This is a genomic window from Weizmannia sp. FSL W8-1119 (genome assembly GCF_038008605.1).
Taxonomy (GTDB): Bacteria; Bacillota; Bacilli; order Bacillales; family Bacillaceae_C; genus Weizmannia; species Weizmannia coagulans.
The window spans coordinates 1,093,460-1,113,811 of record NZ_JBBOZL010000001.1 but is presented as its reverse complement, the minus strand read 5'-3'; the positions used below and the strand labels follow the sequence as shown (position 1 = coordinate 1,113,811).

The 20,352-nt window shown below is 41.0% G+C and carries 16 protein-coding genes and 3 pseudogenes; 6 read left to right on the top strand and 13 right to left on the bottom strand.

Annotated features, from left to right (window positions below):
* Positions 1 to 103 precede the first annotated feature (103 nt).
* Positions 104 to 1,657 carry an IS5 family transposase gene (locus tag NSQ19_RS05280; protein WP_340702521.1) on the bottom strand — a complete coding sequence of 518 codons (1,554 nt, stop codon included), beginning with the start codon at positions 1,655 to 1,657 and terminating at the stop codon, positions 104 to 106.
* A gap of 372 nt (positions 1,658 to 2,029) precedes the next feature.
* On the opposite strand from NSQ19_RS05280, the gene NSQ19_RS05275 reads away from it, so the two are divergent.
* Complete coding sequence (locus tag NSQ19_RS05275; RefSeq protein ID WP_340702520.1) at positions 2,030 to 2,482, top strand: Lrp/AsnC family transcriptional regulator; 453 nt, start codon at positions 2,030 to 2,032, stop codon at positions 2,480 to 2,482.
* Positions 2,483 to 2,588: 106 nt separating this feature from the next.
* Positions 2,589 to 2,699 (top strand): annotated as a pseudogene (locus NSQ19_RS05270) (CoA transferase); the annotation flags it as partial.
* Positions 2,700 to 3,152: 453 nt separating this feature from the next.
* On the opposite strand, the gene NSQ19_RS05265 reads toward NSQ19_RS05270, so the two are convergent.
* Positions 3,153 to 4,451, bottom strand: coding sequence for a radical SAM/SPASM domain-containing protein (locus NSQ19_RS05265; RefSeq protein WP_340702519.1), 1,299 nt, complete (start codon positions 4,449 to 4,451; stop codon positions 3,153 to 3,155).
* A 348-nt stretch (positions 4,452 to 4,799) separates the two neighbouring features.
* Here NSQ19_RS05265 and NSQ19_RS05260 point away from each other — a divergent pair.
* Positions 4,800 to 5,707, top strand: a pseudogene (locus NSQ19_RS05260) (superoxide dismutase).
* A 279-nt stretch (positions 5,708 to 5,986) separates the two neighbouring features.
* Here NSQ19_RS05260 and NSQ19_RS05255 read toward each other — a convergent pair.
* The 5 genes from NSQ19_RS05255 to NSQ19_RS05235 all read right to left on the bottom strand — a co-directional run bounded on the left by NSQ19_RS05255 (position 5,987) and on the right by NSQ19_RS05235 (position 10,576).
* A complete protein-coding gene (locus tag NSQ19_RS05255) occupies positions 5,987 to 7,141 on the bottom strand; it encodes an iron-containing alcohol dehydrogenase (RefSeq protein WP_026684553.1) in 1,155 nt (384 codons plus the stop codon).
* 200 nt (positions 7,142 to 7,341) lie between these two features.
* A complete protein-coding gene (gene dhaM / locus NSQ19_RS05250; protein ID WP_110133937.1) occupies positions 7,342 to 7,719 on the bottom strand; it encodes a dihydroxyacetone kinase phosphoryl donor subunit DhaM in 378 nt (125 codons plus the stop codon).
* Positions 7,712 to 8,302, bottom strand: a complete 591-nt coding sequence (dhaL, locus tag NSQ19_RS05245; RefSeq protein WP_110133936.1) for a dihydroxyacetone kinase subunit DhaL — start codon at positions 8,300 to 8,302, stop codon at positions 7,712 to 7,714. The genes dhaM and dhaL overlap by 8 nt, the downstream gene beginning before the upstream one ends.
* 18 nt (positions 8,303 to 8,320) lie before the next feature.
* On the bottom strand, positions 8,321 to 9,313 hold the full coding sequence (gene dhaK / locus NSQ19_RS05240; RefSeq protein ID WP_026684550.1) for a dihydroxyacetone kinase subunit DhaK: 993 nt from the start codon (positions 9,311 to 9,313) through the stop codon (positions 8,321 to 8,323).
* A 120-nt stretch (positions 9,314 to 9,433) separates the two neighbouring features.
* Positions 9,434 to 10,576, bottom strand: coding sequence for a glycerol dehydrogenase (locus NSQ19_RS05235; RefSeq protein WP_026684549.1), 1,143 nt, complete (start codon positions 10,574 to 10,576; stop codon positions 9,434 to 9,436).
* A 300-nt stretch (positions 10,577 to 10,876) separates the two neighbouring features.
* Between NSQ19_RS05235 and NSQ19_RS05230 the strand changes: the two genes are divergently transcribed.
* Together NSQ19_RS05230 and NSQ19_RS05225 are read left to right on the top strand one after the other, a co-directional pair.
* The gene (locus tag NSQ19_RS05230; protein ID WP_340702518.1) at positions 10,877 to 11,914 is read left to right on the top strand and encodes a PocR ligand-binding domain-containing protein; all 1,038 of its coding nucleotides are present in this window, start codon (positions 10,877 to 10,879) and stop codon (positions 11,912 to 11,914) included.
* A 66-nt stretch (positions 11,915 to 11,980) separates the two neighbouring features.
* Positions 11,981 to 12,118 carry a hypothetical protein gene (locus NSQ19_RS05225; protein WP_218832535.1) on the top strand — a complete coding sequence of 46 codons (138 nt, stop codon included), beginning with the start codon at positions 11,981 to 11,983 and terminating at the stop codon, positions 12,116 to 12,118.
* Between the two features lie 159 nt (positions 12,119 to 12,277).
* On the opposite strand, the gene NSQ19_RS05220 is transcribed toward NSQ19_RS05225, so the two are convergent.
* Positions 12,278 to 13,675: an MFS transporter gene (locus tag NSQ19_RS05220; protein WP_340702517.1), complete on the bottom strand. Its 1,398-nt coding sequence runs from the start codon at positions 13,673 to 13,675 to the stop codon at positions 12,278 to 12,280.
* Positions 13,676 to 14,086: 411 nt separating this feature from the next.
* On the opposite strand from NSQ19_RS05220, the gene NSQ19_RS05215 reads away from it, so the two are divergent.
* On the top strand, positions 14,087 to 15,310 hold the full coding sequence (locus NSQ19_RS05215) for an IS110 family transposase (protein ID WP_340702498.1): 1,224 nt from the start codon (positions 14,087 to 14,089) through the stop codon (positions 15,308 to 15,310).
* Positions 15,311 to 15,791: 481 nt separating this feature from the next.
* Here NSQ19_RS05215 and NSQ19_RS05210 read toward each other — a convergent pair whose 3' ends face one another.
* From NSQ19_RS05210 to NSQ19_RS05190, 5 genes and pseudogenes are all read right to left on the bottom strand, one after another.
* Positions 15,792 to 16,430: an ABC transporter ATP-binding protein gene (locus tag NSQ19_RS05210; protein ID WP_133537679.1), complete on the bottom strand. Its 639-nt coding sequence runs from the start codon at positions 16,428 to 16,430 to the stop codon at positions 15,792 to 15,794.
* A gap of 16 nt (positions 16,431 to 16,446) precedes the next feature.
* The gene (locus NSQ19_RS05205) at positions 16,447 to 17,952 is read right to left on the bottom strand and encodes a permease (protein ID WP_340702516.1); all 1,506 of its coding nucleotides are present in this window, start codon (positions 17,950 to 17,952) and stop codon (positions 16,447 to 16,449) included.
* Between the two features lies 1 nt (position 17,953).
* The gene (locus tag NSQ19_RS05200; RefSeq protein WP_340702515.1) at positions 17,954 to 18,733 is read right to left on the bottom strand and encodes an ABC transporter permease; all 780 of its coding nucleotides are present in this window, start codon (positions 18,731 to 18,733) and stop codon (positions 17,954 to 17,956) included.
* 91 nt (positions 18,734 to 18,824) lie between these two features.
* Positions 18,825 to 19,202 carry a hypothetical protein gene (locus NSQ19_RS05195; RefSeq protein WP_133536744.1) on the bottom strand — a complete coding sequence of 126 codons (378 nt, stop codon included), beginning with the start codon at positions 19,200 to 19,202 and terminating at the stop codon, positions 18,825 to 18,827.
* Positions 19,203 to 19,462: 260 nt separating this feature from the next.
* A pseudogene (locus tag NSQ19_RS05190) lies at positions 19,463 to 20,350 on the bottom strand (IS1380-like element ISBco1 family transposase); the annotation flags it as partial.
* Positions 20,351 to 20,352: the final 2 nt, after the last annotated feature.

Genomic DNA, 20,352 nt, shown 5'->3' with positions numbered 1-20,352 from the left:
CAGTTAAAGTTTTTTATGCTAATAACGTTATTAGACTTTGAAGAAACATCTTTAGAATCCTAAAAAATACTATGTTAGGGCTTGCTGAACGAATCAAATTTGGTCAGATACAAGCCAAATTCCGATTATCAAAATATAAAATAGTGTTGTGTAAAAATTTCAAAAAAAGAGCCCTGAGCTTGCGCTCCAGATTCAGTATGAGGAATTGAAGGGCTACTACTGTTTCGCTGGTCTCCTGAAGGCGTGCTCGAATAAGGCCCAGCCCATACTTGCGCTTGCCTTCGCCAAATTTGCCTTCAACGGCATTACGTTCAGAGGCATCCTGCCTTGCGACGCGTTCCAAGGTTTTGTCTTCCGTTCTGGATGGGCGTCCTAACCTTGGCCCACTCAGACGAATGCCAAGAGATTTGCAGTATGCCAGATTATTACGGTTTCGGTAAATTTTATCTGCCAAGATCGCTTCCGGATAAAATCCGAACCGGTTGTAGTAGTTTTCAACAGATTCCTTGAGAGTGGTCCCTTCATTGTAATTTTCCCAGTCGAGGTGCTCAATCAAGGCATAACCATCTACGACACTGATGGCGACTTTTGAACCGAACTCCACGTTCGCTTTTGCCTTGCCGCGCACAATTGGACGGACATGTGGCTGGGAAATGCTTACAATCCGGTGGTCAACCCGGTGTGTTTTCTTTTTGTACATTTCTGCCTGTTGGCGGTAAAGTTCATGAATCACGAGAAGTTGCCTGTATTCATCTTTGCTTAAAAGAGACAGAGAGCTTTGGGAAACAAGATTTTTAATGATCTCCAGATCTCGTTTCACATATCCGAGCTGTTTGCCTACAGCTTTCCGGATTTTCCGGGCGCCAGCTTTACGTTGCTTAGCGACAGAAAGATAGTCCTTGCGGGCTCTTTTTCTGTAGGTCCGTGGCTTACGTAATTTCCCTTTGTGTGGTTCATGCAGGACATCAATGATATGTTCCAATTTCTCACGGGCTTCGTTCAACAACCCGAGGTCTGTAGGGTAAGCAATATCAGCCGGTGCACAGGTTGCGTCCAAAATGAGCTTTCCTCTGTTCTTCGTTTTGGGAGAAGCCGATTCAGTTGAATGCTTTTCTGAATCGGAACCGGAAGGCTGAAGATCGCCACGATCATGATCATGATCATTACGATCTTCATCATCATGATCGTCATCGTCGTGATCCTGATCATCATTGTTGTCGTTTTCCTTAGATGCTTCTTCCAATTGGCGTTTTTGTTCTTCCAGAACGATCCATTCATTCAGTTCGTTGATGATATTTGCGCCCAAACGTTTTCTAAAACGAGTCATCAGAGAATGGTCGAATGGGGCTTTTTCCTGGAATTCAGGCAAGCCGATAAAATACTGAAGATACGGGTTTTCTGTGATCTGTTCGACTGTTTCCCGGTCAGACAGCCCAAGCCGTTCTTTGATATAAAGAGCCCCAAGAGCGATTCTGACAGAATAAGCCTTTTCGCCTTTGAATTTCTTCTTGAAGGACTTGGCATACTTTTCTTCGGCCATCCACCAAGGAATCATTTCAGCAAGACGGACCCAGCGATTTTCTTTATTTAATTTCCCACCGAATGGTAGAAAAAAATCATCTACAAAAGTTAATTGATGTTCGGTCTTTTTGTACATCGTAACAGCCTCCAAGTGCAAGGTTTTTTACGTGTTTCCTTTGAAATCCTTACACTTTATATTCGACAAAAGTAGCCAAAATCCTTGTCAAATCTGGAATTTTTGCTTATTCAGCAAGCCCTATGTTAATATATCATATTAAATTAATTAACATATCGTGTTTTTCTATATATAATTATAAATAAAACATCTAAACTTTGGTATTTCATCTGTAACCTCTTTACAAATGATAGTTAGCATTTAGCATAAAGTTAATAGGGGATTCTTTTCATTTGAAAATTGATGGAATTGACAAAGAAATATTAAATGTACTAAGCTATTTACATAGGATAGTTAACATTTAGCACAAAACGGATAGGAGGTTCTTTCCATTTGAAAATTGATGATACTGATAGAGAAATATTAAATATACTAAAGAACGATTCTAGACTGTCTATGCGAGAAATCTCAAAACGTATTCACCTTTCTGCACCGTCTGTAGCTGAGCGAGTAAAGAAATTAGAATCTTTCGGTATTATTAAAAATTATACTATTGAATTAGATTATAAGAAATTAGGATATGAAATTGAATGTTTTGTAGAAGTAACTTTAAGGTATGGGGATTACAAAAAATTTAAAGAGTTCATCTCTGATTATCCTACGGCAGAATTCTGCTATCGAATTGCAGGAAGTGCTTGTTACATAGTAAAACTGCGATTAAAACATTTGTCTGATGCAGAGGAGTTTATTAATGCAGTAACAACTTATGCTGGAACAGTTACGCATATTGTGCTATCCGAACTTGAAACTAACGGAGATTTTTTAAGTGCTGGCAATAAAGGCTGAAGGGAAAAATCTCACGTCAATGCAGGAGACGGCCCAATATTGCTGTCGTGAGTGCGATCGCCGAGCATCTTTCCCCATTCTCCTGGGCCTTTGGCTGTAAACCGGAATCATTTACTGTTCAATCACAGGGTTTGGGGAAACGGGTCCGTACAAAGATTTGCCTGGCTATGACTTTATCATCCAAGCGATGTACGGGCTGATGATCATCACTGGGGATAGATTAGCTGATTCGAGTGATCATAAAACTAATGATTTAGGAGGCTGAGCCCATGAATTTTGACCTGACAGAAAAACAAGAATTATTGAAAAATGCCTTACATCGGTGAGTGGGACAAAAATTATTGAATCATTCGCGCTGTAGGCTTTCATGCATACCCCCTCTCAAAACCCCACTATCCGCTCTTATGTGTTTAAACTCATTTTCTTCCTGTTGAAACTATAAAAAAGAAACCTGTCAGACATAGATTCTGCTGTAACAGGTTTCTTTTTTACATTGGACACATTTACTGCATTAATATGATACAGATAATGCACCCATTGAGGTCGGGAACCAACTTATTTTAAGTTTCCCGGTATGGATTTCATAATTCTGCCGGATGCAGCATTTTCAACAGGAGATTTTGCAGGACGAATCACTTTCATTCTTTCTCACCACCTTTCACCGCTTCATTCAGATGAGACGGAACTTCGGAACACTGTATGATGTTTCTTGTAAACTATCCTTCCAAATCAGAGATAATACTTTTCTCATATTTTTCTTTTCGTATGGACAAGGTTTTTCTCCGGTTAACATCCGGTAGTACGGGCAGTGGTTTCCCTGGCATGCCGGCCGGAAAAAGCATGACTGACAGCCGGAGTCGGTTTCTTCTCCTGATGTTACCCACGTGGCAAGTTTGTCAAAATCAATTGCTAAGCTGCCATCTTCATGGAGTTTGCCCACTTTATTGATCTCCTCATCAAGGCAGGTCGTACATTTATATAATTGTCCGTCAGCACCGATCACAAATGAATTTGGTTTGGCTGCATAGCAGACGGAAGCAGTTGGCATCATGGATCCTGATATGAGGGAACTCATGCCAAGCCCTCCATCGACAGCTTCTTCGGTAAATTCCCAAATCTTTTGATTGGAAATAATGTGGTTGCAAATCGGAAGTTCATCATCATGCTCCCCTCCCCATCTGCCCACCGGATGGAAAAAGAGGCCAAAGCGCTTATCATGTGCAAAGTAGGCTTTTAAGCAGGCAATCAGATTGCTGACTTCCTTTATATTTTCCTGGTCGAAATTCACGCGGATCGTGAAATCAAAATCCGCACTACATTCTTTTACCGCCCTCAGGTTTTCGATAATTTGATCAAAAGTACCGCCGCCGCCAGCCAGATGCCGGGTCCGGTCATGCATTTCACCAACACCGTCAATGGTCACCATGAACTGCCGGACATTCCAGGAAAGCAATTTTTCAAATGCTTCTTTTGTTAAAAAATAGCCATTCGTGACAACATCGGCAGAATACTGAATCTGGTTTTCCTGCGCAATGGATAAAAACGTATGGGACAAGTCCTCAATTAAAGGCATTTGCAACAGCGGTTCACCGCCGAACCAGCTGATATGCAAGTTTGACAATGTGCCGGCTCTGTCTTTTACGAGTGCTTTTACACCATTAACAATCCCGGGTTTCATTTTCCCGCGCTCAAATTTTTCATAACAGTATGTACAACGGAAATTGCAGGCTTCCGTTACCAACAGAATCAGGTGCATCATATCTGTTCGGTGCATGGATTCATGCAGGAACAATGCCCTCCGTTTTTGATCCACATGGCCGGGAACGATAAAACCATGATCATATAAAGACTTTTTAACATCCGAATCCAATTCCGTAATCCCGGCCCTTTTCAGACAAGCCATGACTTCGGGCTTTTCGTCTTCTGAAAAACTGACAATAGCTCCTGTATAACTATTGTATAAAATCATACCATGATCATCCGTACGGGATAATACGTTAAATCTTGATGGAACATAATGTGTGTCCAAAATGTGATGAACCTTCTTTCTATATGAATACTCCCCGCTTACCAACATATACCAAGGCTAATGGTATTTCTTTTTTAAAAAAATAGCAATATCCTTTCTGCTCTCCTTTTCTACAATTTAATGAAAAAACAATCTCCATTTATCAAAACGATCTCGATATGAAAATGTCAAGCGGTTCCGCCTTGCGCAATCAGAAGCCTGTTCTTACAGATTGAATGTTTGAAAGGCATTCAACCTTTCCGTTATCCGGCATATATTATGAACGACTAATAATGGGGAGGGCCTTCATTGTCAGAATATCGAGCGTCATTAAAACAGTGGAGTGAAGAGATCGAAAAGACTTTTCATAAATCCGAAGATGTATTGCGGGAAAACATCCAGAAAGAAAGGTTGGATGAATGGCAGGAAAATCTCCGTGAATTCCAAAAACTTCTTTCAACCAAAGAACCTTTGCAGTATGCAGATATTTACAACCGGGCGAACAAATTGTATACGCAATTCAATTCTTTTTTGGGAAAAAGCAGTGCTGCTAAGTCGGATGGAAATGGCGGTGCAGCGGCCCTGCAGGATGTGGTACCAATTGGCGGGCATACCCTTCCGCCGCTTCCGTACGCTTATGATGCATTGGAACCCTATATCGCGCGTGAAATAATGAGGCTGCATCATGATAAACATCATCAAAGCTATGTGGATGGTTTAAACAGAGCAGAAAAAGAAATGCAAAAAGCCCGGGCAACCAATCACTACGGGCTCCTTAAGCATGGGAAAGAGAAGCTGCTTTTCACGGTGCCGGCCATTATTTGCACACCCTTTTTTGGAATATAATGAGCCCCAATGGCGGAGGGGAGCCGAAGGGAGATTTAGAGAGAAAAATTCAACAAACGTTTGGTGGCTTTGTTCCATTTAAAAAACATTTTTCAGAGGCAGCAAATCAGGTGGAAGGTGTCGGATGGGCCATATTGGTCTGGTCCCCACGTGCAAGGCGGCTTGAAATTCTGCAGGCTGAAAAACATCAAAATCTCAGCCAATGGGATGTCATACCGCTACTTGTTCTGGATGTGTGGGAACACGCCTACTACCTCCAATACAAAAACGAAAGAAAGAAATACATTGAAAACTGGTGGCATGTTGTCAATTGGCAAGAGGTGGAGAATCGTTTCAAAGAAGCAGTGAAATTAAAGTGGCAGCCTTTTTAAATTAAATGGATGGCGTTTCGGTCTTTTTTTACGGAGATTCAACATTTAATTACCCATTATCTTCGAAAAAATGATTTCCTGCTTATGTTTAGCAGCGCTTTGATTCCATAAGGGTGGGGAATTTTTATGGTAAATGTAGACAAACGCTCTATAGTATTGGAACTTCAGTTAGAGAACAAAAAAATGGTAAGACATGACCACAATTCACGTCTTACCGCGATTTTTTTGCAATCAAAAAAGGAGATATCCCCGAATTTCTTTCACGATCAAAATCATATTTTAGTAAGCTGCTTTAAAGATATCAATTATATCTTGCGCGTTTCCTTGAATGGGGTTACTAAGTGCATTCCCATCTTCAAGGGATAATTTTGCCATTAATTTGAAGTCTTTCTCCTTTACTCCTAATTCCCGCAGATTAGAAGGAATATGAATGTCTTCAGATAATTTTCTAATTGCATCAATGGCTTTATCTGCGGCGTCACGAATGGAAATCCCTTCTATATTTTCACCCATAAATTTAGCGATATCAGCAAATTTGCGGGGATTAGAGATAATATTAAACTTTTCAACATGCGGTAACAATACTGCATTTGCAACGCCATGCGGAATATCATATAAACCGCCTAATTGATGGGCCATCGCGTGTATGTAACCTAAACCTGCGTTATTAAATGCCATTCCAGCCAACAGAGAAGCACTTGCCATATTCTCACGTGCTTCAATATTTTTACCGTAAGCGACTGCTTGGCGCAAATTTTCCGATATCAATTGAATCGCTTGAATGGCTTGAGCATCTGTTACTGGATTTGCACCAAGTGATACATAGGCTTCAACCGCATGAGTTAGGGCATCCATTCCTGTTGCTGCAGTTAAGGCTGCTGGTTTTCCTACCATTAATTCCGGATCATTAATAGATACTAACGGCGTGTTCCTCCAGCTAACAATAACAAATTTAATCTTTTTCTCCGTATTCGTCAGCACACAGTGGCGTGTTACTTCACTTGCTGTTCCTGCGGTTGTGTTTACAGCAATAATAGGAGGCAGAGGATGTGTTAATTTTTCAATTCCGGCATAGTTCTCATATAAATCTCCTTCGTGAGTGGCAGCAATACCAATTCCCTTCCCGCAGTCATGTGCACTGCCGCCCCCAACGGTTAAAATGAGGTTGCAATGATTTTCCTGATATACCTTTAGTCCATCTGCTACATTCGTATCTTTTGGATTGGGTTCAACTCCATCATAAATCACATAATCAATCATCGCTTCCTTTAATGTTGCGATGACTTTTTCTACCGGCCCGCCATCTAATTTGTTCAAAAATCGATCCGTTACAATGAAAGCTTTTTTGGCTCCAAGAATTTTACAACGTTCCCCGGTTACTTTTACGGCACCGCGACCAAAATAGTTAACATTCGGCATAAAAAAATCGTACATGTCATAACCTCCAGTTTGGTTTATCCCACCTCTTATCGGACAATAAGGCTTCCACCTAAAGATTAAAGGTATGAAAAAATAGGTGGGAGATCAACTGCCTGTAAAGTCCGATTGGTTCAACTAACGATCAGTGGGGGAAGTTTCACTTTATTCATGTCTCCCAAGGAAAGGGTGTTCAAAATGGCTGTCCTGTCCCTTCGCTATTTCACTTTTAGCGGATCCAGCTGTGCAAGAACAGCCTCCACATCCGCATCAGCTTGGATCAGCGCGGCGGCAGTATAAGCACTTTCTACGAAGGCGGTATCCATGAGCCGGATATTTTTGTCCGACGTTTCTATAGCCATTTCCAAGTTCATTTTCGCGCTGCCGAGGTCGTAAAACCCGAATAGATCATCGGCTTCGTTTTCCGCAATCGCTGCCGAGATTTTTTCAAAGCTGGTGCCCACTTTACCCTCATCTGTACCGCCCGCATACGTAATCGAAACATCCTTGGCTGCTTCGCCCAGTAAACGGGCAACCCCTGCTGCCAATTCCGGAATATGGGAAACGACAACAATGCCACAAGCTTTTTTACGCATGAAGTACCCCGCCTTTCAGGAGTGCTTCAAATAAATAACCGCTCGATACAGCGCCCGGATCCAGGTGTCCGACAGACCGTTCGCCAAGATAAGAAGCCCGGCCCTTTGTCGCTTTCATGTCTTTGGTGCGGGCGACGGCGCTTTGGATTACTTCTTTTGACAAGTTCCCTGAGTCGAGTGCTTCACAGACCGGGATCCAGACATCAACCATTGTCTTTTCGCCCTGCTCTGCCTTCCCGCGTTTTTGGATGCCGGCAAGGCCTGCTTTTACGATACCCGCTACATCTGTTTCCGTTTCACCGGCTTGTTTGGCCATCGCGATCAACGCCGATCCGTAAAGTGGTCCGGATGCGCCGCCAATTTTGCTCAACAGCGCCATCGCAGCTGTTTTGAATACATCCTGGACGGTTTTAAAACCGCCCTCCTCCAGTTTTTCCGCCATCGCTTTCGTGCCGCGTGCCATATTACTCCCATGGTCACCGTCCCCGATTGCGGAATCCAAATCGCTCAAATATGCTTTTTGTTCTTCCACTTGGGCCGCAAAGGTTTTCAGCCAATCAACGGCAGTATCTACTGTTAACATCCCGGTAACTCCTCCTTTTTACACCCATGCCGGCGTTTCTACAGGCTGTTTTAAATCGTCCGCCCAAGACGCGTCTTCCAATCTTAAAAGGGTCAGCGAGAGGCCTGCCATATCAATGGACGTCATCAAATTCCCGGCTTTTTTAAAATCGACAACCAGCCCCTCTTTTTCCAGTATGGCCTGCACATCATGGATAAAAATATATTGTTCCATCAGCGGCGTTGCACCCAGCCCGTTGACAAGGCAAGCGAAATGGTCGCCTTTTTGCCAATCAAATGCTTTTTTCAGCTGGGTAACCAGTTCATGTGCAATTTCTTTTGACGGCTTGATTTTTTCGCGCCGGTAACCCGGTTCGCCGTGGATCCCGACACCGTACTCCATTTCATCTGCCCCCAATTCAAAACCCGGTTTGCCGACTTCCGGGACAGTTGCCGGAGAAATCGCGACACCGATCGTTTTAATAGCTGGCACTAAGCGGTCTGCCAATGTTTTGATATTTTCCAGAGAATAGCCGGATGCAGCCGCGGCCCCGAGAATTTTATGGACTAGCACAGTTCCTGCAACTCCGCGTTTTCCTGCTGTATAGGTGCTGTCTTCCACGGCAATATCATCATCAACAATCACTTTTTTGACTTTGATGTCCTCCATTTCAGCCAGTTCCTCGGCCATCTCAAAATTCATCACATCACCCGTATAATTCTTTACAATTAAAAATACGCCGGCACCCTGGTCCGCTTTTTTTATCGCTTCAAAAATCTGATCCGGCGTTGGCGAAGTAAACACTTCCCCGCAGACAGCCGCACTCAGCATGCCTTTTCCTACAAAACCGGCATGGCTCGGTTCATGGCCGCTGCCTCCGCCACTCACCAGCCCGACCTTACCTTCATCTTTATACTTGCGGTAGATGACGCCGGTTCCTTCTATTCGTCCGACCTTGTCTTCATTTGCATACACAAAGCCTTGCAGCATTTCATCAAGCACATTTTTCGGGTCATTCAAAATTTTTTTCATGGCTGCTCCCCCGTCTCTTTATATGTAAAATGGAACATTTTAAGCACAGGCGGGCATGCATGCTTCAGGCATGCATGCTTATATTGCCTGGCTGATATTTTTAAAGTTTTTCCTTATTGATCACGCTTTCTGCAATTTTTCAGCTTTATAATCGCTTCCGATTTTGTCAGCCGCAATGATTGCTGCTGCTACTGACTCTGGTGTAACAGGAAATGGCATAGAATAGATGGATTCTTCCGGGATACAAGTTTTATTGGCAACCTCCATTAACTCTTCTTGCGTAATATGGTCTACTCCAATATCAGCAAGACAAACCGGCAACCCTACTGCCAAACAGAAATTTAATACTTCTTCAATTTCCTGTTTTGGTGCGTCCTCCAGTACTAACTGTGCCAATGTACCGAAAGCTACTTTTTCACCATGATAATACGCATGCGCTCCTTCTAAAATTGTTAGACCATCATGAATCGCATGTGCGCCTGCCAATCCGCCACTTTCAAAACCTAATCCTGATAATAAAATATTGGTTTCAATTATATTTTCCAAGGCTGGCGTTACGGTATTACAATCGCTCGCAGCTTTCGCTTTCAGCCCATCTTCTAACAATGTCTGATAACAATGTGTGGCTAACGCCAATGCTGCATTTGTTCCTTTTGCTGGCGGACATAAGCCTTCCCTGACGCCACAAGGTAAACCTGCATTCACATTAGAAAAAGAGCGTGCTGTTGCTCTTGCTTCAAAATAAGTGGACAACGCATCCCCCATTCCGGAAACCAGGAATCTGGTTGGCGCATGGGCAATTACCGTCGTATCAATTAAGATGACACTCGGGCTTTGTTTAAAATATGCGTAATCATCAAAAGCCCCCTCCGGTGTATACATAACTGCAGAATGGCTGGTTGGCGCATCTGTAGCTGCAATCGTCGGCACAATGATTAATGCATCTCCCTCTGCCACACATTTTGATGTGTCAAGCGCCTTCCCGCCGCCTAAACCGATTGTACAGTCACATTTGTTTTCTTTCGCCACTTCTTTTAATCTGGCAATTTCTTGTCGCGAACATTCGCCATTGAATCCGCTTTCTATAAATGTAATGCCAAATTTTTCTGCCGTTGCATCCAATTTTTCCCTTACCCGTTTTGCATCATCTGGATGTGCGATTAATAATGCTGAGGTACCGTATGTTTTCACAAAATAACCTAAGTTTAAAATTTCATCTTCGCCTTGGACATATTTGGTAGGACTAATAAATGCTTTTCTCATGGATATTCCCTCCAAATCAAATTTTGTAATCCCTTACACAAATTAAGCTTACCATCCTTCCCCCGGGAAAACATTGGACTTAAATAACGACTTTTTACAATTATTCATAGTATTATTTTGCTTTTCCTATTAAAGTGGTATTATTTTGATATAGAGACTGGTTATATATCATTTCAATCTTATGATGTACGTTCTGATATTCGGGCAATTTTGTAATATTTAACTTCATGTTCAGCGGATGATCTCTGTCTTCGAACACAAACCTGTTTTTCCATTAAAAATAAGAGAGGGAGAAACACGATGAATACGAGTTACATGAATTTGGATAAAATACTGGATTTAAAAAAGTGGAAAAAACTTCAAGATTCTCTTTCCATTGTTACAAAACTGGCGATCATCACCGTTGACTATAAAGGAACACCCATTACGCATCATAGTGATGTTCGCCCTTTCTGTAAAATGATGCGTGACAATCCAAATACAGCAAAGCTTTGTGAAAAATGTGATGCCAGAGGAGGCCTGGAAGCTGTCAGAACAAATGCTCCTTATATCTATTTATGTCATTGGAATATTATCGACATGGCCATCCCGATTATTGTTGATGATCAATATGTAGGCGCTATCATGGCGGGAGAAGTGAGGCTCGCTGACAGCGGAGAACAGCAAACGCTTGAACAAATGCTAACCGTTCCGGCAAAAAGACTTGCACAAGTTGATCAGAAAGAAGAGATAAATCGATTATACGATTCAATCCCGATTCTCTCTTATTCCGAAATTAAAGAAGCTGCTCAAATGCTCTATCGCCTGTCCAACTATATCGTCGAGGAGGCGATGAATAAAAATTTAATTTTAGAAGCGTATAAGAAAATAGCTCCGCTTAAAGAAAAAGCTGCAATGGATGACGTTGCAACCGGATATTCTTTAGATAATATTCAACATATAAAAAAAGAATTGGCAAATACGGTTACGAGCGCTTATGTAAAAACAGCGCTCAATGATCACCTTGTTTGTAAAAACAAAACATTACAACCTGCCTTTGACTATATCTTCAAAAATAAAGGCGAAAAATTTTCGCAACAAATGTTAGCCGGTTTATGCCACATCAGCACCGGTTATTTCAGCCGGTTATTTGTGAAAGAAACGGGAATTAATTTTTCTACTTTTATATCCCTTCAAAAAATAGAATGGTCTAAACCATTGTTAGAGAAAACAGACCTATCTATTGCACAAATTAGTGATGAATTGGGATTCAACGAACCAGGATACTACATTAAGACATTTAAAAAATATGAAAATATTACCCCTAACGTATACAGGAAATACTATCAAGAAAAGTAAACAGGGCTTGCTGAATAAGCAAAAACTTCAAGTTTGACAAGGATTTCTGCTACTTTTGATTCTTTGATGACTCGATTTAGAAAGCGTTTGAATGCAAAAATCATCAACGAACTGAATGAGTGGATCGTTCCAGAAGAACAAAAACGCCAATTGGAAGAAGCATCTAAGGGAAAGGGCAACGATGATGATCATTATGATGTTTAAAAACGCATCCCTTGGCATTTAAAATGGACAAGGGATGCCCAAGCCGTTAGAGAAAAGGCAGAAAATACAGACATGAATCTGGCCGCAAGCCGGCATGTGTAGGAAAACAAAGAGCCAGCTTTTGTTGAAAATACTCCCCAAATTGACCTTCAACCTGCATTACCTGCTATTCATCTCCGCCACGATTTCTTTATATTTCTTTTCCGTCAAGCGGTAGAAAAAGCCGAAGACAACAATCGTTAAAATGGACAGTGCTGCCGGATAGATAAACATAAGCGCTTTGATACCAAAAATGGCGCTTGCGGACTGGACGGCATTCGGCACATATCCGGAAATGCTCAGCACAAACCCGGGAATAAACCCGGCGACAGCCTGTGACAATTTGCGAAAGAATGTAAAAAAGGAGTAGACAATACCTTCCGTCCGCTTTCCGGTTTTCCATTCTCCGTATTCCACGCAGTCGGAAATCAATGCCCAGTTCAGGCTGTTGACAAAAGCGTTTCCGAAAAAGGCGAGGCAGGCAAATACAATAAACAGAACGGCATTATGGGCAAAAAACAAAGCAAGCAGATCGGCAACTGCCCAAATGGCGCAACCGAACATATACGTGTACTTCTTCCCTATTTTTCGTTGAACAAAAGGAGCGAGGGCAATCCCGAAAAATGCGCAGCCCATACTGAAAAATCCCATATAGGAAACGATCGTGACATTATGCAAGACATACTGGCAGTAATACACCTGGACAGCCAGTTTCACATTATAAGCTGAAATGGTAAATAAATTGACCAGACTGACAATGAAAAGGGGCCCGTTTTTAACAAGCGCCTTGTAGCTGTCTTTTATCGTATGGCTTGTTTTTTTCGGTTCCAGTTCGACATGGCGCTCTTTTATATGCTTATAAGAATAGATTTGCAGCAATATGCCGGCCGTTGCAAAAATCGCAGCCGCTGCCGGATATCCGATTTTCGGATTATCAAACAGGAGGACGACCGGCATAAAACCGACTGTCGTAATGAGCAATCCAAGATTAGCGCCGGCCTGCCTAAAGGCGGACAATTCAGCCCGTTCGTTAGGATTTTTCGTCATTGCCGGAGCCATTGAACCGTATGGTATGCTGGAAATGCTGTAGATGGTGCCGAAAGCCATGTATGTAGCAAAGGCCCAAATCACTTTTCCATTTAATGAAAAATCCGGTGAAAGAAAATTCGTAATCGTCATCAGCGCCAGCGGAACTGCAGTATATAGAATGAAAGGGCGGAATTTCCCTTTTGGCCCGATTTTTTTCCGGTGGTCCACAATCGTGCCAATGGTAAAATCCGAAAAAGCATCCCAAATTTTTGTCACTAAAAATACCATTCCTGCAATGGAAGCCGGAAGCCCGAGCGTATCCGTGTAAAACTTGAGCAAATAGATTTGCCCGAGGTCAAACAGAAAATTATACCCGATGTCCCCTGCACCGTATGCGATTTTTTCCTTTCGGTGCAATTCTCCCGTTTGCGTGACCGGGTTTTGAATACCGGCGTGATCCTCCTCCAACCGGCTGGCATAATGGTCCATGCAAAAACCTCCTCGTATAATAAGTTTAAATCCAAAGTGGATGTCAATTTCCAGTTCATTCTGCTGCTCATTGACAAGTGAATATAAGATTTTGTATTCCGGGCTCGCCCGGAATACAAGTTCGGACTTGGACGCTTCGCGATGTTCCCGGATAATGGTCTTAGGATCGTTTGGGTCAATGCTTCCCCTCCTTGTAGCCTGACTACTCGAAAAGTCTGCATCCCCAGGTTCTTGCTTGAACGTCTAACCCGTAGGCCGTTCCTCCGGATCTCCGTGCTGGAAATGAGCAGTTCCAGGCAGCCCACGGCCCGGATGAGTTCTCATACGCGAGGCTGACAGATCGGCAAGCCATCTGGGGATATCCCGAAGCGTCCGATTCCATCGATCCCAATACAGAGAGGAGGAAATCATATGCCCTTATTTGTCGGTATTGACGTGAGCTCCAAAAACCTCGATGCCTGCCTGATGGATGGAATGGGGGAAACGTTGGCCACCCAAACGGTGACAAACAATCTTCCCGGTGCCTCTGAGTTAAGAGACGCCATCCTCCAACATGCGGAGGCGGATGACACCATCCAGATCGCCATGGAGGCCACATCTGTGTATAGTTGGCACCCGGCAATGTTTTTCCATGAAGATCCCGAGCTGAAACAGCGTCGTACAAAGGTGTTTACCCTGAATCCGAAGCTGGTGAGAAATTTCAAAAAGGCTTATGCCGAGATGGACAAGACCGATCCCAAAGATGCCTGGGTAATTGCGGACCGCTTGCGTTTCGGGAGATTGCCGAAATCCGTGATTCAGTCAGAACAATACCTTGCCCTTCAACGGTTAACACGGATGCGCTATCACCTGATTCAAAGTTTAACCCGGGAACAACAGGTATTTTTGAATCATCTGTTTTTCAAATTCAGTGCCTTTAACCTTGAAGTGGATACATCGGTCTTCGGCCATGCCATAACGGAATTTTTGCTTGAGGCCTATAGCCTCGATGAAATTGCCCAAATGCCTCTGGAGGACTTAGCGATGTATCTCCAGACCAAAGGCCATGGCCGCTTTAGCGATCCCGAGGATTTGGCCGCATCCATCCAAAAAGCTGCCCGGTCCTCTTACCGGCTTTCTAAATGTGTGGAGGATTCGATTGACTTGGTCCTGGGCAGTTCTATTGAGATCATCCGGCATCTTAAACGCCAAATCAAGGATTTGGATAAGGCGATTGCCCGCGTTCTTGATGGAATCCCGAATACCCTCCAGACCATTCCGGGAATAGGCCCGGTGAGCTGTGCTGGGATTCTCGCTGAAATCGGCGACATTGAGCGCTTTGACGACCAAGCCGCGATCGCAAAATTTGCTGGATTGTTCTGGCCCCGCCACCAATCGGGTGATTTTGAGGCTGATGACAAAATGCTTGCGCGTACAGGCAATCGTTATCTCCGGTATTACCTGGTTGAGGCTGCCAATCTGGTCCGGCGACACGAACCTGAGTACCGCGCCTTTTACCAAAAGAAATATCGTGAGGTGCATAAGCACTCACACAAACGCGCCCTCGTCTTAACGGCAAGAAAACTGGTGCGCCTGATCGATGCGCTGCTCCGCAACGATCAAATTTATGCGCCGAAAAAGAAGGTGACGCGATGAGGTAACCAGGTAACCATCATCGATAGCCTGAACTTAAAACTTCCAGATTATTCCAATTATCTGGAGGCTTAGTTCAGTATTGCCATTTTTACGACATAGAGCCAACAAAATTTCCAATTCACTTGTTTTTAACCCTTGACATCACACCGTAGGACTTTTCATGATCTTCCAAGTAGAAACATATATACCCTGTTTCCGGCTTTTTATCTCCATTTTTTCTTATCAAAATGATTTTTTTTAGAAGAGATGATGAAAGTCGATGCCCCATTTTTTCGAAAAGTGAACATTTTCGTCCAAAACCGCTCGTTTTTAAAGAAAACGCAAACAATCCAAATAAGCGCATATCAAATGCGCTTATTTGGATTGACTTTGGTAGAAACTTATTTTAACCATGCAGGCGTTGGGTTAGTATGCGTCAAAAAACCGTAAAATCAGGGTTTTACGGTTTTTTGACATGGGTATCCCATTTAGAACCGCAAATCTAATTCACTCTTTCCAGTTGATAGTTATGAATTTTATAAACTTCATCACATATCAATTCGATGTCTTCGCGATTATGGCTTGTAAGTAAAATTGTTCTTCCTTCTTCTTTGAATCTTAAGAGGAGTTGTCTAATATTTCTTACGCTGTCTTCGTCAAGGGCATTAAAGGGTTCATCTAAAATCAGGGTTTGTTGGTCTTCCATGATCGCTTGGGCAATGGCTAGTTTTTGCTTCATACCTAAAGAATACTCTTTCAATTTTTGTTTTGCCTCAGGTTGTAATCCCACCAGTTGCATTGTCTGTTTAATTTTTTCGTCACTAATTTTGTTTTGGATCATCGCCAGTACTTTCAAATTTTCAAAACCCGTCTTTCCTGGAATATAACCCGGTCTATCAATTATAATTCCAAAATCACTGGGAAAGCGCTTATTCTTACCCAACTCCTCGCCGTTCACCATCACTTTTCCAGAATCAGGAAACATAAAACCACATATTAGCTTAAAAAGAACAGATTTACCTGAACCATTGGGACCCACAAATCCATAAGTCTTTCCTTTTTCAATCTTCAAATTTAAATTACTGAAGATTGGCAGTCCTTTCAGTGACTTATTTACCTGATGTATCTCAATGAGTGACATCTTTTCCACTTCCTTTTTATAAATCTATGTCTCTTCTTTTTAGGGAAAATAATATAACCACTATCCCCAAAAGGATCCAAATGGATAATACAAGACTGATCTTGTAAACTGAATGATTGTCTAGTATGTAGCCCATACTGTTTAATCCAGCTGGTATCATTAACCAATTATTTAAACCCGGAAACATGAAGACTGAGAATATACTTGTCGCGATAAAACTATATATCGTTTCTTTACTTAACCATGCTATAATAAATGTGAATAAAGCATAAAAAAGAAGTTGAAGAAAACCATTAATAAAAAAGTGATAAAACAATTCATAAATTGAAATGGTCTTGTTAAGCGTAATCTGATAACTTAAGGAAAAGCCCGAAACGATCGAAATAGTTAAAGACAATATTGCAAGTAATAATAAATAGAGAAAGCAGCTAATGGGAATTTTCTTAAACCAGTTCCAAAACCATTTATTCACTGATTGAAAACGTAATAGTTTATAATATCCGGTGTTACTTAATTCCTTTTGCAAAGACAACTGAATGAAAAAAACAAACCCAAAGTAAATAATAAAATAGGACAAGAACGCTTTTAGATTAAACCTTTCTAGCGATCCTCCCAAAAAATGAATAAAAAATTGATCCCAAATCGTGACAGCTATTTTTGTCCTCGTCCCAGACCATAGGATAAATAAAATGAGGATGGTAAATAGAGCATACACCAAGTTAGGGAAAAATTTCTTCGGATTTTGCTTGTCCAAATCGATTTTGCTTAAAATGAAAATAAGCAGAGAAACCGTTCCAAATCCAACAACAAAAGGTCCCCATATATTCCTGAAACTTACCACGCCCCAATGCAAGACTAAGTAATTTGCTATATCGAATAAATAAGCACGATCCGGCAGAAGTCTAAACGATGCCGCACTATATAGCCATATTACAATAGCAATAAATACTGCAATATATTTCTTTTTAGTCAGCACATACAGAATGGCCAAGAAAAGATGGATGGCTATTATACTTTGTAATAGTAAAAGGAAGTGCAATAGTACTGCTAAAACAGGAAAACCAATATACTTCTCCAATATTTGCGACTCGCTAAATGATTGATTTAATTCACTAAATGCGCTCCATCCAACTGAAAAAGGAACATGAATGAGCATCATGAGAATAACCAAAACCCAAATTATCGCAATTACAGTGAAGGTTTGAAGCAATTGCCCTAATGTTCGATAAATCCAATGTCGATAAGAGCCCACTCTGATTAGAACCGTGTATTCAAAATCCTTTAGTACAATAGAGAGTGAGCGAAATAATAATAGCGGAAGAATTACATAAATAATGAGGTAAATATTACCTACCATACTATTGATTATATCCCATTGATTCATTAAATGCTTCGTTTGGCTTGAAAAATAATAAAGTTGCGCTTTACTTCTTGAACCGAACAAATATAAAATCACACCAAATATAATCCATCTGAATTTAAACGTTTCATCCAATAAATTCGTGATTTTACCTTTAACCATACTATACATAACGCTTATACATCGTCTCCTTTAAATAAAAACCCAAAATGACAAGAATAAGGAATAATATTGAAAACGGAACAAAAACTGTCCATAGCGGTTGTTGATCCATACTAAAAGGAAAAATTGTAGAAGCTGGTGAAAACCTGTCAAGTCCTAGAACCTGTATAATGTAATTTGTCATTAAATAATATATAAATGGAATGGACATTGCAATAAATGGTTTCTCTAAAATCATGAGAAACAATAAAGCCATCGTTGCGTACATTGACCCATTTAGCCCCACCCATAGCGAATAAATAATGCCGTATGGGAAAGTTCCAAGGGAAAGGAATTGCTCAAACGTTGTATATGGAATCGGGTTCCCTTCTGTTGGAGATAACTTAACGATTCCTAAAACAGGTTCAACGTACATTGCAAATACAAATGGGATAAATACAATAAAAAATGCGATTATAAATGATAAAATAGCATTTGTTATTAATTTGCTTAACAAATAGGTAGATAGAGGGATGCGAAGCCTGGTATATTGGATAAAATTATTTTTTTGTTCCCCAACATATTCCGTTGTATATACGAGCGTCATCAGTATGGGGAAAAGTAAAGGAACAAAATTAGAGTTCAATCGGAGAAAAAAATCCAAATGCCTATAATAGACATAGTTATCTTTAATTAAAAGAAATTGAATGGTTGGAAATACGAATATTAAAAGCAACCATTTCACAATCTGCTTTCCATTTAAAATTCTATTAAATTCTACTTTTATTTGGTGTCCCAACATCGCAATTTCTCCTATCTATTTACTTACATATTTCATCATAAAGATATCAGACGAGAATCGGTAAAATAACCGACTCTCGTTTTGAAATTTATTAATTACTTCTCCATTGACCTTTTACTTTTGCGTCTACTAATTGAGTTAAATCCGAACTAAATTCAACTCTCGTAGACTTACCTGACTTAATCTTATTTGGTAATTTGAAAGGGCCTCCAACTGTTGAAATACGAACCCAAGCTCCGGTTCCTCCACTATAAGATTGGGCTCTAGCATCCATTGCTTTACCAAGAGTGCTTACTTTCAAATCTGCAGAAGCATTACTTGTTTTTTTTGTTTGATTATCAGTAAATGCACTACTATTGTGGCCAGGAACAATAACATCATATCCTGAATAAGATGTCCCCGCTTGTACAAATCCCCCACCTGCAAGAAGTCCTGTTGCTAACGCCATGACCGCAAGTTTCTTTTTCACTTTTGATCATCCCCTTTTTGATTTTATTCGGATTATTGTGTTCAGCTGAACCAATTTAATCCTTACACCTGAAATATTCATAGCTACAAATCCCATTTGATAAATTTTGTTAAATTAGTTGAAAATAACGGTATTTAATTAAGAACCGTAGCCAATTCATAAAATAACTGAATTTTCAATAGAACAACTCTGGTATTTTGGGCATACTTGCCCCTCGACTGAAAAATTTATTTTTTCAGTTATGAGAAGTATTCTATTGGTCATTCCAATTGTAGCTTTTGAATTCGATTCAGTACATCCCAAAAGAAATTTTGATACACAAAACTCGATGATAGTTTGAAGTAAAGGGATCTGCCTGATTTCACGACTTTACTTGCCGCTTTAATTAACCGAGTACGTATCGTATCAATTTGCATAGTTTTTTGACCTTCCGGAAAACAAAGAGTTCGTAACCAATTGGTCAAATTATATGCAAGAAGTGTTAACATCATTTTTACTTCGTTCACTAGAAAAGCGTGGCTATTCATATGATCAAAGTAAAAGCCATTTTTTGCTTCTTTGATATAGTTTTCCATCGTCCCTCTTTTTTGATAAGCTCGGACGATATCTTGAGGAAAAGCTAATTCAAAGTTAGTAACAAAAAAGGAATGGGTAAAGAACAGCTCACCTGCAGGACGTACCGATTGAATAATCACCCTTCTTGGTTTTGACCATGATTTTGCTTGGTAAATCGTTTCTTCATAATAGGTTTCCGTCTTGGAAACATCTAAAGGTGCGGAAGAAGGATGGTATTCCTTCGCTAAACTTTGTAGTTGTGAATTCGATTTCAACCGAATAATATACAAAACAGATTCTTCTTCACACAGATCGTATAATCCCGGAACAGCAAACCCGCTATCTCCACGAAGAAACAGGGTAGTTTCCGGAAACATTTCGTTATAATGTTTAATGAGAGGCCGAATAAATTCCACCACACCATTTGATGTATAAACATTTCCGGGACGGAGTTGTGCTTTCAAAAAGTCACCAGTCGCACCATCAAAGGCGACTAATGGATGAAAACCCATCGTGCCATAATGAGTATTATATGACGAAGATTCTTGGTCCCCATATGTATCCGAATGAGTCGAATCCAAGTCGATAAATAGGG